The sequence below is a fragment of the Caballeronia sp. INDeC2 genome, from assembly GCF_023631325.1.
In the GTDB taxonomy this organism is placed as follows: domain Bacteria; phylum Pseudomonadota; class Gammaproteobacteria; order Burkholderiales; family Burkholderiaceae; genus Caballeronia.
Window position 1 is genome coordinate 102156 of the sequence record NZ_JALQDG010000001.1, and the last position, 14970, is coordinate 117125.

General features: G+C 62.7%; 18 protein-coding genes. 12 read left to right on the plus strand and 6 right to left on the minus strand.

Annotated features, from left to right (window positions below; all coding sequences use genetic code 11):
• The first annotated feature begins 47 nt into the window (after nucleotides 1-47).
• Together NCS28_RS00485 and rpsU are read left to right on the plus strand one after the other, a co-directional pair.
• Nucleotides 48-998 carry an aldo/keto reductase gene (locus NCS28_RS00485; protein WP_250511933.1) on the plus strand — a complete coding sequence of 317 codons (951 nt, stop codon included), beginning with the start codon at nucleotides 48-50 and terminating at the stop codon, nucleotides 996-998.
• 348 nt (nucleotides 999-1346) lie between these two features.
• The gene (gene rpsU, locus NCS28_RS00490) at nucleotides 1347-1559 is read left to right on the plus strand and encodes a 30S ribosomal protein S21 (RefSeq protein WP_008351904.1); all 213 of its coding nucleotides are present in this window, start codon (nucleotides 1347-1349) and stop codon (nucleotides 1557-1559) included.
• A gap of 115 nt (nucleotides 1560-1674) precedes the next feature.
• Here the strand turns inward: rpsU and NCS28_RS00495 are convergent, their stop codons facing one another.
• The 3 genes from NCS28_RS00495 to NCS28_RS00505 all read right to left on the minus strand — a co-directional run bounded on the left by NCS28_RS00495 (nucleotide 1675) and on the right by NCS28_RS00505 (nucleotide 3527).
• Nucleotides 1675-2052 (minus strand): hypothetical protein, encoded by a 378-nt coding sequence (locus NCS28_RS00495; RefSeq protein ID WP_250511934.1) that lies wholly within the window; start codon nucleotides 2050-2052, stop codon nucleotides 1675-1677.
• A 16-nt stretch (nucleotides 2053-2068) separates the two neighbouring features.
• Entirely contained in the window at nucleotides 2069-2494 is a 426-nt protein-coding gene (locus NCS28_RS00500) for a hypothetical protein (RefSeq protein WP_250511935.1), read from the minus strand.
• 427 nt (nucleotides 2495-2921) lie between these two features.
• Nucleotides 2922-3527, minus strand: coding sequence for a DNA-3-methyladenine glycosylase I (locus tag NCS28_RS00505; protein ID WP_250511936.1), 606 nt, complete (start codon nucleotides 3525-3527; stop codon nucleotides 2922-2924).
• Between the two features lie 113 nt (nucleotides 3528-3640).
• On the opposite strand from NCS28_RS00505, the gene NCS28_RS00510 reads away from it, so the two are divergent.
• The gene (locus tag NCS28_RS00510) at nucleotides 3641-4528 is read left to right on the plus strand and encodes a glucosamine kinase nucleotide-binding domain-containing protein (protein WP_250511937.1); all 888 of its coding nucleotides are present in this window, start codon (nucleotides 3641-3643) and stop codon (nucleotides 4526-4528) included.
• Between the two features lie 33 nt (nucleotides 4529-4561).
• Entirely contained in the window at nucleotides 4562-5401 is an 840-nt protein-coding gene (locus NCS28_RS00515) for a Cof-type HAD-IIB family hydrolase (RefSeq protein WP_250511938.1), read from the plus strand.
• 47 nt (nucleotides 5402-5448) lie between these two features.
• Here NCS28_RS00515 and NCS28_RS00520 read toward each other — a convergent pair whose 3' ends face one another.
• The 3 genes from NCS28_RS00520 to NCS28_RS00530 all read right to left on the minus strand — a co-directional run bounded on the left by NCS28_RS00520 (nucleotide 5449) and on the right by NCS28_RS00530 (nucleotide 8095).
• Complete coding sequence (locus NCS28_RS00520) at nucleotides 5449-5736, minus strand: hypothetical protein (RefSeq protein WP_250511939.1); 288 nt, start codon at nucleotides 5734-5736, stop codon at nucleotides 5449-5451.
• 340 nt (nucleotides 5737-6076) lie between these two features.
• Nucleotides 6077-6775 (minus strand): aquaporin Z, encoded by a 699-nt coding sequence (aqpZ, locus tag NCS28_RS00525; RefSeq protein WP_250511940.1) that lies wholly within the window; start codon nucleotides 6773-6775, stop codon nucleotides 6077-6079.
• Nucleotides 6776-7030: 255 nt separating this feature from the next.
• Entirely contained in the window at nucleotides 7031-8095 is a 1065-nt protein-coding gene (locus tag NCS28_RS00530) for a glycosyltransferase family 4 protein (RefSeq protein WP_250511941.1), read from the minus strand.
• 82 nt (nucleotides 8096-8177) lie between these two features.
• Between NCS28_RS00530 and NCS28_RS00535 the strand changes: the two genes are divergently transcribed.
• The 8 genes from NCS28_RS00535 to cheW all read left to right on the plus strand — a co-directional run bounded on the left by NCS28_RS00535 (nucleotide 8178) and on the right by cheW (nucleotide 14957).
• On the plus strand, nucleotides 8178-8516 hold the full coding sequence (locus NCS28_RS00535; RefSeq protein WP_250511942.1) for a hypothetical protein: 339 nt from the start codon (nucleotides 8178-8180) through the stop codon (nucleotides 8514-8516).
• Between the two features lie 233 nt (nucleotides 8517-8749).
• Complete coding sequence (gene flhD / locus NCS28_RS00540; RefSeq protein ID WP_250512140.1) at nucleotides 8750-9067, plus strand: flagellar transcriptional regulator FlhD; 318 nt, start codon at nucleotides 8750-8752, stop codon at nucleotides 9065-9067.
• 17 nt (nucleotides 9068-9084) lie between these two features.
• On the plus strand, nucleotides 9085-9651 hold the full coding sequence (flhC, locus tag NCS28_RS00545) for a flagellar transcriptional regulator FlhC (protein WP_250511943.1): 567 nt from the start codon (nucleotides 9085-9087) through the stop codon (nucleotides 9649-9651).
• A 141-nt stretch (nucleotides 9652-9792) separates the two neighbouring features.
• Nucleotides 9793-10653 (plus strand): flagellar motor stator protein MotA, encoded by an 861-nt coding sequence (motA, locus tag NCS28_RS00550; RefSeq protein ID WP_250511944.1) that lies wholly within the window; start codon nucleotides 9793-9795, stop codon nucleotides 10651-10653.
• Nucleotides 10654-10666: 13 nt separating this feature from the next.
• Entirely contained in the window at nucleotides 10667-11665 is a 999-nt protein-coding gene (motB, locus tag NCS28_RS00555; RefSeq protein ID WP_250511945.1) for a flagellar motor protein MotB, read from the plus strand.
• A gap of 67 nt (nucleotides 11666-11732) precedes the next feature.
• Nucleotides 11733-12110: a response regulator gene (locus NCS28_RS00560; protein WP_250511946.1), complete on the plus strand. Its 378-nt coding sequence runs from the start codon at nucleotides 11733-11735 to the stop codon at nucleotides 12108-12110.
• Nucleotides 12111-12161: 51 nt separating this feature from the next.
• Nucleotides 12162-14420 (plus strand): chemotaxis protein CheA, encoded by a 2259-nt coding sequence (gene cheA / locus NCS28_RS00565; protein WP_250511947.1) that lies wholly within the window; start codon nucleotides 12162-12164, stop codon nucleotides 14418-14420.
• An 18-nt stretch (nucleotides 14421-14438) separates the two neighbouring features.
• Complete coding sequence (gene cheW, locus NCS28_RS00570; protein ID WP_061172613.1) at nucleotides 14439-14957, plus strand: chemotaxis protein CheW; 519 nt, start codon at nucleotides 14439-14441, stop codon at nucleotides 14955-14957.
• Nucleotides 14958-14970: the final 13 nt, after the last annotated feature.

The window sequence follows — 14970 nt, forward strand, 5'->3', positions numbered from 1 at the left end:
CGCGCGTATGCTTTTCGGTCCGTCCTTCTCGCGCATTCGGAGCACACATGCAGACACGCAGCATCGGCACATCGGAACTGAAAATCGCGCCGCTCGTCTTCGGCGGCAACGTGTTCGGCTGGACCGCCGACGAGCGCACGTCGTTCTCGATCCTCGACGCATTCGTCGATCACGGCCTCAACTTTATCGACACCGCGGACGTCTATTCCGCCTGGGTCGACGGGCATCAGGGCGGCGAATCGGAGACGATCGTCGGCAAATGGTTCAAGGAAAGCGGCAAGCGCCATCGCGTCGTGCTCGCGACGAAAGTCGGCAAGCTCGGCACGCGTGCCGGACTGACGGCGGCGAACATCGCGGCGGCCGTCGACGATTCGCTGCGGCGTCTGAAGACCGATTACATCGACGTCTACTTCTCCCATTACGACGACGAAAGCACGCCGCTCGATGAAACGCTCGGCGCGTATCAGAAGCTCATCACGGCGGGAAAGGTGAGGGTGATCGGCGCGTCGAACTACACGGGCGAACGGCTCGACGCGGCGCTGACGACCGCGAAGGAGTCGGGCTTGCCGGCGTATCAGATCCTTCAGCCCGAATACAACCTCTACGATCGCGAGGGTTATGAAACCGACCTGGAGCCGGTCGCGACGCAGCACAAGATCGCGGTCGTGCCGTACTACGGGCTTGCGAGCGGTTTTCTCTCGGGCAAGTACCGGTCGAAGGAAGACACGCTGCACAAGACACGCGGCTCGCGCGTCGAGAAATATCTGAATCCGCGCGGCTTCAAAATTCTCGATGCGCTCGACGAAGTCGCGAAGCGCAACGACACGACGCCCGCAACCGTCGCGCTCGCATGGATGATCGCGCGCCCGAGCGTGACGGCGCCGATCGCGAGCGCTACCTCGGTCGGGCAACTGGAAGGCCTCGCCGCCGCAACGCGCCTGCAACTCGCCGCCGACGACATCCAGCTCTTGGACGAAGCCAGCGCGTGGCAGAAATAAATCTGTTGCATCAATGAGTTGGATGGTGCGCGGTAGTTGGCAGTGGCGCGGTGTTCTGGTAACATCGCGCCCGAATCGAGAAATGTGCCCGATTTCCTGCCTTCGCTGCTGAGAATGACAACGTCAACAAGCAGCGGCGAACGGCTCCGAAACGCGCCTTCGTGTGGTTCTTTCGAAAGCGCATGCCGCTTCCGCGGCTGAATCTCAACGCTCTCTTTTCCGGCCTCCGTGGCCGCTTTGCTCGTGTCCGTCGCGCCATTTCGCGTCCGGCGGACGATCGGAGTGCCGGGGCGCGGCAGCTCGTATCGTCGCGCGCTTGAAAATACGTTTAGCAAACTCAGGATTTACATGACCACTATCGTCCTCAAAGAAAACGAGCCGTTCGATGTCGCGATTCGGCGTTTCCGCCGCACCATCGAGCGCAATGGCCTGATCGCCGAACTGCGCGAACGCCAGTCGTACGAAAAGCCGACCACCGAGCGCAAGCGCAAGAAGGCCGCCGCTGTCGCGCGTCTGCGCAAGCGCCTGCGCAGCCAGATGCTGCCGAAGAAGATGCACTAAGCGTCTTTTGCGGGCGAGGATTTTTCGGATCCGCGCCCGCATGGCAAAACGGCGGTGCGACCCGTAAGGGCGCACCGCCGTTTTGTTTGTGCCTCGAATTACGCGATTGCGCGTGTCACACGAACGCGTGACGCTTGCCGAGCGCCGCGAGCAGATCCGGCCATTCGTCGATATCGGCGTAATCGTGCACTTCCTCCAGTTCGATCAGCAGATCGATGACGTTCGGATCGTAGGCATTCACGTTCGATGCGTAGAGCGCGCGCAACAGTTTGCCGTCTTGCGCGTGCCGATAGTACGAGATGCCGACGCCTTCCAGCTCCGGCTCGTACAGATCGTCGCGCACGAGCGAGCCGATCGCGCACTTGCGGCCTTCCGGACTGCGCAGCCGGCACGAACCGTTGTCGTCTTCGGAGACCGCGCGCTGCGTGAGCAAGTGCTCGCTGACGCGCTCGTAGATCTCCTTCGGGCTCAACATCGTAATAGGGCTCAACATCACAGCACCTGCAATATCAAGCAGCCGTTTTGAGAAGCTCGGCGGACAGCCCGAACTGACGCGCGATGGATGTCAGACGCTCGCGCCATTCCCATTTGCCGAAGACGTCATGCACGTTCTGCAGGCAGGAGAGCAATTCGACGGTGTTGGGATCGAACACGTTGATGCGCGCACGAAGCAGCGCGCGCCTGAGCGCCGCGACGCCGACGTCCATGTATGCCGGCACCTGCTCGGGCGGCTTCGCGATATAGCGAATCGGCACGCCTTCCATCGCCGTGATGTAGTCGCGCGGTTTGATGAAGCTGCCGACAGGACAGCCGCCGCAGTATCCGTGATAGGCGCCGCCGCCACGCGGCAGCAAAGCCGCTTGCCCTTGCACGAAAAGATGCTGCACCGCGCCGTTGAAAATCTCCTGATGGGTCAGGAAGTTCAAGCTTTTCATGATCATCTCCCCTGCGCCCCTGCGCAGCGGCCATGCGTTTCAGTTTTCGAGAACCTGCACCTGCTTACCGGAGCGGCGGCATCGCCGACCGGACGCTACATGAGCACGGCGGTTCCCCGGCCTGGGCCTGCGGTCTCACAAGGCCCGATGTGCTCGCGTCGGATTTCTACACTCAGTGAACGTCCGTACACCGCCAGTTATAACGGTTCAGGCCGGTAAAAAGGTGCGCCAGCGCACGCGAGGACGCCATTTTTACATGAGCCGTACGTTCGTGCAGTGCGGAAAACCCGCGCAAAGTCCTTGCAGTTCGGGCAATTGCGCGTGCTTCACTGCAAAAAAATGAGCTTCTATCGGGATATACCCTATATCGCAAACTTTTCACTACGCACGTTGCCAAAAAGCAAAAATTTCCCGCATGACAATGGGCTCAAGGTGCGGATTTGGCAACAGTCTTCCGTTTTGGTTTGAGTTGTCTGCGCGACTTGCAGCCGGCGGCGTGATCGTTGACCATGCCCGTCGCTTGCATGAAGGCGTAGCAAATGGTCGTGCCGATGAACTTGCAACCGTACTTCTTGAGCGCCTTGCTCAATGCATCCGATTCGGGCGTGGACGCGGGTGTGGGGTTCGCGGCATCGCGCGGCGTATCGATGGTCTTCCCGCCGACGAAGGACCAGACGAAGTCCGCGAACGAGCCGTGTTCCTGCTGAATTTGCTGCACGGCGCGCGCATTGAGCACCGCCGATTCGATCTTCGCGCGGTTACGCACGATGCGCGCGTCCTGCACGATCCGCTCGATGTCCTTATCGGTGAAGCGCGCCACCTTGTCGATGTCGAAGCCTGCGAAAAGCGCGCGATAACCCTCGCGCTTGTTGAGGATCGTCGACCACGAAAGGCCGGCTTGCGCGCCTTCCAGCACGAGCATTTCGAACAGATGCCGGTCGTCGCGCGAGGGCACGCCCCATTCGTCGTCGTGGTAATGGATCATCGCGTCGGTCGTGGCCCAGGCGCAGCGGGTGTGATCGGTGTCTGCCATTGCAAGCTCTCGTCGGTATTTCGAATCGCGTCAGCATAGCCGAACGCCCGCGCCGCGCATCTATGCCATTCGGCCAATTGGCGCGCGCCGTGGCCACCGGTAAGCTTGCGCGCATGACTACATCCTCGACATCGGAATTCAACGGCTTCCTGCTCGGCATCGACGGCGGCGGAAGCGGCACCCGCGTGGTTCTTGCCGACGCACAAGGCAAAGAACTCGCACGCGCGAGCGGCGGGCCTTCGGGCCTCGGGCTCGGCGTCGAACGCGCGTGGCAATCGATCGGCGATGCGTGCCGGCGCGCGTTCGACCCCGCCGCGCTGCCCTTCGACTGGCGCAACTGCGTGCTCGGCTGCGGACTTGCGGGCGTGAACAACGCGGACTGGCTCGCGGCATTTCACGCCTGCGCGCCGGACGTGCGCGCGTTGCGCGTCGAAAGCGACGCCTACACGACCGTGCTCGGCGCGCATAGCGGGGAGTCCGGCGTGATCGTCGCGCTCGGCACGGGTAGCATCGCGGCGTCGCTCGATGAAGCGGGCGTTTGCCGCATCGCGGGCGGCTACGGTTTCCCGAGCGGCGACGAAGCGAGCGGTGCGTGGCTCGGCCTGCGCGCGGTCGTGCATCTTCAACGCGTGCTCGACGGCCGCGCGACCGAGGACGGATGGTCGCGCGCGCTGCTCGCGCGCACCGGCGCGACGGATCGCGACAGTCTCGTCGTGTGGCTCTGCGCCGCGAACCAGACCGGGTACGCGACGCTTGCGCCGACCGTGTTCGAGTTCCACGACCACCCGGTCGCGGCGCGGCTCCTTAAGCGCGCGGCACTGGAGATCGAGCGTCTGGTCGCGGCACTCGATCCGGCGTCCGCGTTGCCCATCGCGCTGTGCGGCGGCCTTGCCGTTCCGTACGAGCCGTTCGTGCCGACCGCGTTGCGGGAGCGGGTGCGGGCGCCGCGTGCGGATTCGGCAGCGGGCGCGCTCGAACTGGCGCGACGCGCGGCGCGATAAAATAGCGAGCTTTGCGGCACCACAAAGGCAGTCATGTACTCGGTCATCGCTACTGATCTCGACGGTACGCTTCTGAACAGCGACCACCAGCTCGACCCCTTCACCGCCGAAACCGTGCGCACACTGGCGGCGCGCGGCGTGCCCATCATCATCGCTACGGGGCGGCACTACCGTGACGTCGCCGGCATTCGCGACGTGCTCGGCGTCGACGCCTATCTGATCACGTCGAACGGCGCGCGCGTGCATGCGCCCGGCGACGAGCGCATCTATTCGCGCGATCTCGATCCCGCAGCCGTGCGCCGTCTCGTGCAGCCGGATCTCTCGGGCGTGCATGGCCGCGTCATCGTCAATCTGTTCGCGGACGACGCCTGGCTCATCGACCGTCACGCACCCGAACTGCTGGTCTTTCACCAGGATTCGGGCTTCAAGTACGAGGTAACGGATCTGCGCGAGCATGACGGCGAGAACATCGCGAAGGTGCTGTATATCGGCGAGCCGGCCGATCTGAAGGAAACCGCCTCGAATCTCGAGCGCGAGTTCGGCGACTCGCTCTATGTCACGTATTCGCTGCCGGACTGCCTGGAAGTCATGACGTCGGACGTATCAAAGGGGCGGGCGCTTCGCTTCGTGCTCGAGCGGCTCGATGTCGATACCGCGCAGTGCGTCGCTTTCGGCGACAACATGAACGATATCGACCTGCTCGAAACCGCCGGGCATCCGTTCATGATGAACAACGCCAATCCCGATCTCATCAAGCGTCTGCCGAACGTGCCGCGCGTCGGGAATAACTTCGAGGCGGGCGTCGCGCATCAGTTGCGCAAGCTGTTCGGCATTCGCGACGAATTCGCGTCGCCGGGACAGACACCCGACTGAGCGTGCGTCGCGGCAGGCCGCCGGAGTTCACCGGCGGCTCGTTTCGCTTATCCGCGATGGCCCCAGTTGTTGCCGTAACCGCCATGGTTCCAGCCCGCACGGTTATAGCGGCCGTAGTCGTGGTCGTAGCCGCCGTGCCAGCGCGGCGCTTCATGGCGATAGTACGGCGCGCGATACGCCGGCACCGCGGGACGCACGTACACCGGAGCCGGCGCCACGTAGGCCGGCGCGCCGAGCGAAACGCCGATGTGCAGATCGCTATGCGCCTGAGCCGCTCCGACAGCACCGATTGCAAGGCCGGTCGCGACGAGCATTTGGGTGACGATGCGCTTCATTGTCTTTCTCCTTTAAGGCGACGTGTGTCGCATGAGTTCAATGTAAGCGTCCGCCGTCTTACATGCTTCGAGGACTTGTTACGGTGTGCAAGGGCAGCGTAAGGGACGCCGAAAGCGAGCGTTGACGGGCGACATCGTCGGAAGCCTTGTGGGACGGGCCTTTCCGCGCCAGGTTGTATTTCTGGAAAATCGGTGTCGCAGCAATTCATAAGCATGCTGCGTAATTCGGCATTACATTTGTCGCGCTCGTTTAATGATCCGGAAGCGGGACGTTGCGCAAAAACAAAACGGGCGCCTGTCGCGCCCGTTTCGTTCTACCGCTGACCTCCGCCTCCGACGCTTACTTCTGCCGCATCAAAGCCGGATAAAGCACGCCCGCGAGAATCGCACCGACGATAGGCGCGATCCAGAAGAGCCACAGCTGATCGAGCGCCCAGCCGCCGACGATGAACGCCTGGCTCGACGAACGCGCCGGATTCACCGACGTATTGGTGACCGGAATCGAGATCAAATGAATGAGCGTCAGGCACAGGCCGATCGCGAGCGGCGCGAAGCCTTTCGGCGCGCGGTCGTCGGTGGCGCCGAGGATCACGAAGAGGAAGAAGAACGTCATCGCGATTTCGCAGACCAGCGCCGCTGCCATCGAGAAATGACCCGGCGAGTGCTCGCCGAAGCCGTTAGCGGCGAACCCGCTCGATGCAAAGTCGAAGCTCGGATTGCCGGTGGCGATCAGGTAGATGACCCCTGCGCCGAGCGTCGCGCCGATCACTTGCGCGGCGATGTAAGGCACGAGGTCACGAACCGGGAAGCGGCCAGCTGTCGCAAGGCCGATGCTCACAGCCGGATTCAGGTGGCAACCGGAAACGTGACCGATAGCGTAGGCCATCGTCAGCACCGTGAGACCGAATGCCAGCGAAACGCCGGCGAATCCGATGCCGAGTTGAGGAAAGGCCGCGGCGAGCACGGCGCTTCCGCAGCCGCCCAGCACGAGCCAGAAAGTACCGAAAAGTTCAGCGCCGAGACGCTTCGACAAATGCATGATTCTGCCTTCGTGAAAAATTGAAAAGCCATTGATTTAAAACAAGAACGCGTGGCGCGCTTGCGCAGCGGAGTTTAAGCGCGGAGTCTTCTGCGAACTGTCAAAAATGGTCGATCGGCTCTCATTCACGGGCAACGTAATGAGTCTTCGGATTGTCCCTATCTGGTGCAAAGAAGCGCAAAGGGCGCGTATAAAAAAATGCCGCCCGGCAAGCGGGCGGCATTCGAAGCTACTTAGACAAGCAGGCGAGCGATCTCAGCCCACGGCAACCTGACGCAGCACCGGGCGCTTGGCGGCCTGGAGCATCGCCGTATAACTTTCGACGTAGTTCTGCGCCATCGTGTGCGCACTGAAGCGGCGTTCGAACTGCGCGCGAATCTCGGTGCGCGACAGTTCATCGAGACGCTGCAGCGCGCCGACCGCGCCTTGCACGTCCTCGCAGATAAAGCCCGTCACGCCGTGATCGATCACTTCCGGCACCGAGCCGCGATTGAACGCGATCACCGGCGTGCCGCAGGCCATCGCCTCGATCATCACCAGGCCGAACGGCTCGTTCCAGTCGATCGGGAAGAGCAGCGCCTTCGCGCCCGACAGAAACTCCGGCTTTTGCGCCTCGTTGATCTCACCGATGAACTCGACATGCGCCTGCGAAAGCAGCGGCTCGATCGTCGACTTGAAGTATTCCTGATCGACCTTGTCCACCTTGGCGGCGATCTTGAGCGGCAGACCGCTTTGCGCCGCGATCTTGATGGCGAGATCGGCGCGCTTTTCCGGGCAGATGCGGCCCAGGAACGCGAGATATTCCGGCTTCTTGTGCGGTTGCGGCGTCAGCAGTTCGCTCGGCAGACCGTGATAGACCGTGTTCAGCCAGTTCGCCTGCGGGAGCGGACCACGCTGATTGTCCGAGATCGAAATGACGTTCGCCTTCGTGAACGTGTTGAACATGGGCTGCAACTCGGGCAAATCGAGGCGGCCGTGCAGCGTCGTCACGAACGGCGTGTCCATCTGCGTGAAGAGCGGGAACGGCATGTAGTCGAGGTGGAAGTGCAGCACGTCGAACTCATGCGCGCGCTGGCGGACGGTTTCGAGCAACAGCATGTGCGGCGCGAGCGCGTCGCGCACGGTGGGGTCGAGACGCAACGCACGCGGCCACACCGCCTCGAGCGTCGCCTTTGTTTGCGAATCGCCGCTTGCGAACAAGGTTACATCGTGGCCGAGCTCGACGAGCGCATCGGTCAGATAAGACACGACGCGTTCAGTGCCGCCGTAAAACTTCGGAGGTACTGCTTCGTGCAACGGTGCAATTTGTGCGATTCGCATAACGTGACTCTCCATGTAGGTGAGGCATTGCAGTCACGCTCCGGTCGAGCGCTCAACACATGCCATTCGGGCGGGCCGCGTGATGGTGACGCCGCCCGAGATCGGCCCGGAGATGAAAAACATCGCGACCGGGTTATCCCTTACTGCCCATTATCGGGATCGAGAGCGGCATTTCACGTCATTTTTCAATCGCTTATCGTTGTTACAGCGCGAAACATGTGCTGTTACGAAGTCAGAAATTGCACCGAAAAAGTCGATGTGGACGAATGTGAAGCGTGGAACACGCCGCAGGTTGAAGCAAGCAATTTATGGTCCTGAACGTCGAAAGATGCGGGTAATCGCTGCCTGCCGCGCCCCGTCTCGAAAAACAGAAGCTCTTTATCAAGTCAGACGAATAAATGCCGATAAAAGTCATGTCTGACGATCGGCAATAGAAGGTCAAGCGCGTGTAAGAATTTTTCCTACACGAATCTTCGCGAAACTCCGTCGTTGCGTCGGAAGGTTTGTCCGACAGGCGCGGCCGCGGGCATCGGCGACAATCGAATCGACACCACACAACGCGCGCGGGGCCGCATTCGCCTGTCCTTTGCGAATTCGAGCAAACGTTCCCGCCGGGCCTGACCAGCCAAGTATCGATTCGGGGAAAATATGACGATCAGCAATACGAGTACGCTCGCGGAGATCCGCGAGGTGAATCTGTCGTACTTGCTCCTCGCACAGCGGCTCCTTCAGGAAGACCGCGTTTCGGCGATGTATCGCCTCGGGCTCTCTGCGCAGGTCGCGCAAGTGCTGACCTCGCTGACGCTTGCCCAGGCGGTGAAAGTGGCGTCGTCGAGCCATTTGCTGTGCCGCTTTCGTTTCGACGACCACACGCTTCTCTCATCGCTTGCCGACAAGGACAAGAGCGCGGCGCTCGCGCACGCCCACGCGGCGATCCTGCTCGCCGACCGTCCCGTCGAGCAGATCGGCTGAGCCGCGCGCGAACACCGATGGCGACGAAAAGCGTGGTCGCGGAAGTCCGCGAAATCACTCTGGCGATCGAATTGATCGAACTGGGCGCGCGGCTGCAACTGCTCGAAGCGGAAACGAGCCTGTCGCGTGACCGTCTCATCAAGCTTTACAAGGAACTGAAGGGCGCGTCGCCGCCGAAGGGCATGCTGCCGTTTTCGACGGACTGGTTCATGACCTGGCAGCCGAACATTCATTCGTCGTTGTTTCACGCGATTTATCGCTTCGTCGATACGCACGGCGGCGTGAAGTCGACGATTCGCACGATCGTCAAAAGCTACCGTCTGTACCTCGAACATCTCGAGATGCACGGCGACGAGCCCGCGCTGTCGCTCACACGCGCGTGGACGCTCGTGCGGTACTTCGAATCCGGGATGTTGCAGACGAATGCTTGCACGCGCTGCGGCGGGCGATTCGTCGCGCATGCTTATGAGCTGCGCGCGGGTTATGTCTGCGGTCTGTGTCAGCCGCCGTCGCGTGCGGGGAAGACGCGCAAGGCGGTTGCGTCGTCCGGTGCTGCGCAGCGCATCCGGCGCATTGCGGCCTGACGCCGCACTTACGTCACAGCCCTGCTGCCACGCGGGGTTTACCGTTTGCCGTCCCCGCGGATTTGCCCCCAAAGTTTTTCAGTCGAGTGCCGTAAACCACTTAACGGCGGTCTTACCGCATCAAAACGTGAGGACTCGACTGTGCTGATTTTCGTTGGATCGCTCGTGACATTGCTGTCCGTTTTCGGCGGTTACGCGCTCGAAGGCGGGCACCTTGGCGCGCTCATGCAGCCGGTCGAAATTTTGATGATCGCGGGCGCGGGCGTCGGCGCGTTCATCCTCGGCAACAACGTCAAGACCATCAAGGCGACCATTCAGGTCCTGCCGACGCTCTTCAAGGGCGCGAAGTACGACAAGAGCATGTACATGGAGTTGATGGGCCTCCTCTACGTGCTGCTCGCGAAGGCGCGCAAGGAAGGCACGCTCGCGCTGGAGGCGGATATCGAAGATCCGTCGAAGAGTCCGGTCTTCAGCCAGTACCCCAAGATTCTCGACGATCACCACATCGTCGAATTTCTGACCGATTATTTGCGCCTCATGGTCAGCGGCAACATGAACGCGTTCGAGATCGAAAGCCTCATGGACGAGGAAATCGAGACGCATCACGTCGAGGGCGAGGCGCCCGCGCACGCGCTGACCAAGGTCGGCGACGCCATGCCCGCGTTCGGCATCGTCGCGGCGGTGATGGGCGTCGTGCACACGATGGCCTCCGCCGATCAGCCGCCCGCGATTCTCGGCGAGATGATCGCGCAGGCGCTCGTCGGCACCTTCCTCGGCATTCTCCTTTCCTACGGTTTCATCGGGCCGCTCGCGAACGTCGCGGAACAGCGCGTCGCGGAGCAGACCAAGATGTTCCAGTGCATCAAGGTGACGATCCTCGCGAGCCTGAACGGCTATGCGCCCGCGATCGCGGTGGAGTTCGGCCGCAAGGTGCTGTTCTCGACGGAGCGTCCGTCGTTCTCCGAACTGGAAGAACACGTGCGCCGGGTCAAGTCGAAGTGACCGGAGCACAGCGATGAGCAACGACAGCGAACGCCCCATCTTCATCAAGCGCATCGTCGCCGGCAAGAAGGGGCATCACGGCGGCGCGTGGAAGCTCGCCTACGCCGACTTCATGACCGCGATGATGGCGTTCTTCCTGCTGATGTGGCTGCTTTCGTCGACGTCGCCGGTGCAGCGGCGCGGCATCGCCGAGTACTTCAACATGCCGCTCAAGGCGGCGATGGTCGGCGGCAAGACCGTCGGCATGGACAACAGCATCCTCACCGGCGGCGGGCGCGACATCTCCAGCATCGAAGCGGGCGCCGCGCGCAAGTCCGACGGCAGCACACAGCTCGCGCAGCGCGCCTCGTCCGATACCGATGAGGAACTGCTCAAGGCCGCGCAAGGCGAACTTGAGCGGCGCGAGCAGGCGCGCCTGCACGACTTGCAGGTGAAGCTGATGGCCGCGATCGAGGCCAATCCGACGCTGCACCAGTTCAAGCAGCAGATCCGCATCGAGTCTACGCAGCAGGGCTTGCGCATCGAAATCGTCGATACGCAGAAGCGCCCGATGTTCGCGCTCTCCAGCGACGCCGTGCAGCCCTATATGCGCGACATCCTGCGCGAGATCGGCAGAACGCTGAACGACGTGCCGAACCGCATCGTCGTGCAGGGACACACCGACGCCGTGAAGTACGCGGGCGGCGAGAAGGGCTATAGCAACTGGGAACTGTCGGCGGACCGCGCGAACGCGTCGCGGCGCGAGCTGGTCGCGGGCGGCATGGACGAAGCGAAAGTCATGCGCGTGCTCGGACTCGCGTCGACGCAGAACCTCAACAAGAAAGATCCGCTCGATCCGGAGAACCGGCGCATCAGCGTCATCGTGCTCAATCGCAAGACGGAAATGTCGATGCTGCGCGACGACGGCTCACCCGGCGCGACGCTCGACAACGGCACGGACGCGCAAGGCGCGCCATCGACGGCGCTCGGGCAGCTCATCCCCGGCATCGCGGCCCGGCCCGCGAAGCAATGAGCAAATTCCCCGCAAAACAGGCTCAAGACTCGGCACGTTTCGACCGTCATCACGGCAAGAGACAAACATGATCAAACACATTCTGGCAATCGACGATTCCGCCGCGATGCGGCAAATCCTCGCGGCGACGCTCGCGACGGCGGGTTACGAAGTGACCGTCGCGTCGGACGGGGACGAAGGCCTGGAGTGGGCGCTCGCGGAGCGCTTCGATCTCGTTCTGACCGATCAGCACATGCCGGGCAGAAGCGGGCTCGATCTGATCGTGGCGCTGCGCGCGAACCACGCCTACCGGGCGACGCCGATTCTGGTCCTCACGACGGAAGGCGGCGAGCCCTTCAAGGACGCGGCGCGCTCGGCGGGCGCGACGGGCTGGATCGAGAAGCCGCTCGATCCGGACCTGCTGACCGAACTGGTCGCCGCGCTCTCGGAAGACACGCAGCACTGAAGCGAAAGCCAAAGACAACCCGCGCACGCACGCGCCGATGGTGACTCAAGCATGACACTCGACATTACCCAGTTCTATCAAACCTTCTTCGACGAAGCCGATGAACTGCTCGCGCAGATGGAGCAACTGCTGCTCGTTCTGGACATCGCGAATCCGGATCCGGAAGACCTCGCGGCGATTTTCCGCGCGGCGCATTCGATCAAGGGCGGCGCGGCGACCTTCGGCTTCACCGCGCTCACCGAAACGACGCACATCCTCGAATCGCTGCTCGACCGGGCGCGCAACAACGAGCTCGTCCTGCGCCGCGACATGATCGACACGTTCCTCGCGACCAAGGACGTGCTCTCGGATCAGCTCGCCGCGTATCGCGCGAGCGCGGAGCCGGATGCGGCCGCGGCCGCGGCGATCTGCGCGAAGCTGGAGCGCCTGAAGAACGAGCAGGCCGAAGGCGGCGCGGCGAGCCAGATCGAGCCGCCCGCGCTGCCGGTCACGAAAAACGAAGCTGCGAAGCCGGACATCGCGCCCGCCTACGAAGGCCCGAACGCGCCGCCCGTGCATGTGGTCGCGCAGGCAACCGACGCGATCGAGGACGACGGCAACTGGGACGGCGCGTTCGAGCTGACTGATGGAACCGCGAATGCAGGAATCGCTGCCGGCGCGCCGGCGGCGGAAGCAGGACCCCACCTGAAAATTACGCTACGGGGGGTGGGCGAGAAGGACCTGGCGACTCTGATCGAGGAGCTGGGGAATCTGGGAAGCATCGTCGGAGAAAAGAAGACGGACGCCGAGTACGTGGTTTGGCTCGACTCGGACGTCCCGGCCGACGATATCGTCGCCGTGTGCTGTTTCGTGATCGATGAAAAGCAGATCGCGATCGGCCGTGGCGACGCGGCGGCGCAATCCGCCGAAGCAGCGCCGGCAGTATCGGCAGTGCAACCCGCGCTACACGAGGAGCCGAAGCAATCGCAGGCGCACGCAGCGCCCGCATCCGCGGCTGGCAATGAAGCAGTGAAAGAAGAATCGGCGGCGGCGGCGGGCTTGCAGGTCCCGTCCGCTGCCCAACCGACGAAATCCGCGGCGAGCGAGGCCGAAAAGAAAGGACGCCCGCAGGCCGCCGCATCGGCGGAAGGCAGTTCGATTCGCGTCGGCGTGGAGAAGGTCGATCAGCTCATCAATCTGGTGGGCGAGCTCGTCATCACGCAGGCGATGCTCGCGGAAACCACGAGCACGTTCGATCCCGCATTGCACGACCGTCTCTTTAACGGCATGGCGCAGTTGGAACGCAACGCGCGCGATCTGCAAGAGGCCGTCATGTCCATCCGCATGATGCCGATGGATTACGTATTCAGCCGCTTCCCGCGCCTCGTGCGCGACATCGCCGGCAAGCTCGGCAAGGAAGTGGAACTCGTCACGTTCGGTCAGGCGACCGAGCTCGACAAGAGCTTGATCGAGCGCATCATCGATCCGCTCACGCACCTCGTGCGCAACTCGCTCGATCACGGCATCGAGACCGTGGAAGCGCGCCGCGCCGCGGGCAAGCCGACGACCGGCCAGCTCGTGCTCTCGGCGGCGCATCACGGCGGCAACATCGTCATCGAAGTGAGCGACGACGGCGCCGGCCTGCGCCGCGACAAGATTCTCGCGAAGGCGCAAAAGCAGGGCATGCAGGTTTCCGAATCCATGAGCGACGAAGAAGTCTGGCAACTCATCTTCATGCCGGGCTTCTCGACCGCCGAACAGGTGACGGACATTTCCGGCCGCGGCGTCGGCATGGACGTGGTGAAGCGCAACATCCAGTCGATGGGCGGCCACGTCGAAATCATGTCGCGCCAGGGCGCGGGTACGACGACGAAGATCGTTCTGCCGCTCACGCTCGCGATCCTCGACGGCATGTCGGTGAAGGTCGGCAACGAGATCTTCATTCTGCCGCTGAACTTCGTGATGGAGTCGCTGCAGCCGGTCGCCGAAGACATCTACACGGTCGCCAACGGCGAGCGCGTCGTGCGCGTGCGCGGCGAATATCTGCCGCTCGTCGCGCTGCATCGCGTGTTCGATGTCGAAGGCGCGCGCACGGAGCCGACGCAGGGCATCGTCACGATCATGCAGACGGAAGGACGCCGCTTCGCAATGCTGATCGACGAGCTCGTCGGCCAGCAGCAAGTCGTCGTGAAGAACCTCGAAACGAATTACCGCAAGGTGCACGGCATTTCCGCCGCGACCATCCTGGGCGACGGCAGCGTCGCGCTGATCGTCGACGTGGCCGCGCTCAACCGCGAATCGCGCGCGCAGCACGGCGCGCACTCTCACTGACAATCGAAGGAGCCATTCATGGCAGACGTTCAAACGATTCATACCGCTGCGCCTTCGCGACGTGATGCGGGTCACGCCGAAGCGGCCGGGCAGGAATTCCTCGTGTTCACGCTCGGCGCCGAGGAATACGGCATCGACATCCTGAAGGTGCAGGAAATTCGCGGTTACGACAACGTTACGCGTATCGCGAATGCGCCCGCGTTCATCAAGGGCGTGATCAATCTGCGCGGCATCATCGTGCCGATCGTCGACATGCGCATCAAGTTCAATCTGGGCCGCGTCGAGTACGACAACCAGACGGTCGTGATCATCCTGAACGTCGCGCATCGCGTGGTCGGCATGGTGGTGGACGGCGTGTCGGACGTGCTCACGCTCACGCAGGAGCAAGTGATGCCCGCGCCCGAATTCGGCGGCACGCTGGCGACGGAATATCTGACGGGCCTCGGCACCGTCGACGGCCGCATGCTGATCCTGATGGACATCGAAAAGCTCATGACGAGCCGCGAGATGGAGTTGATCGACTCCGTCGCCGCATAACGAGCGAAGCGAG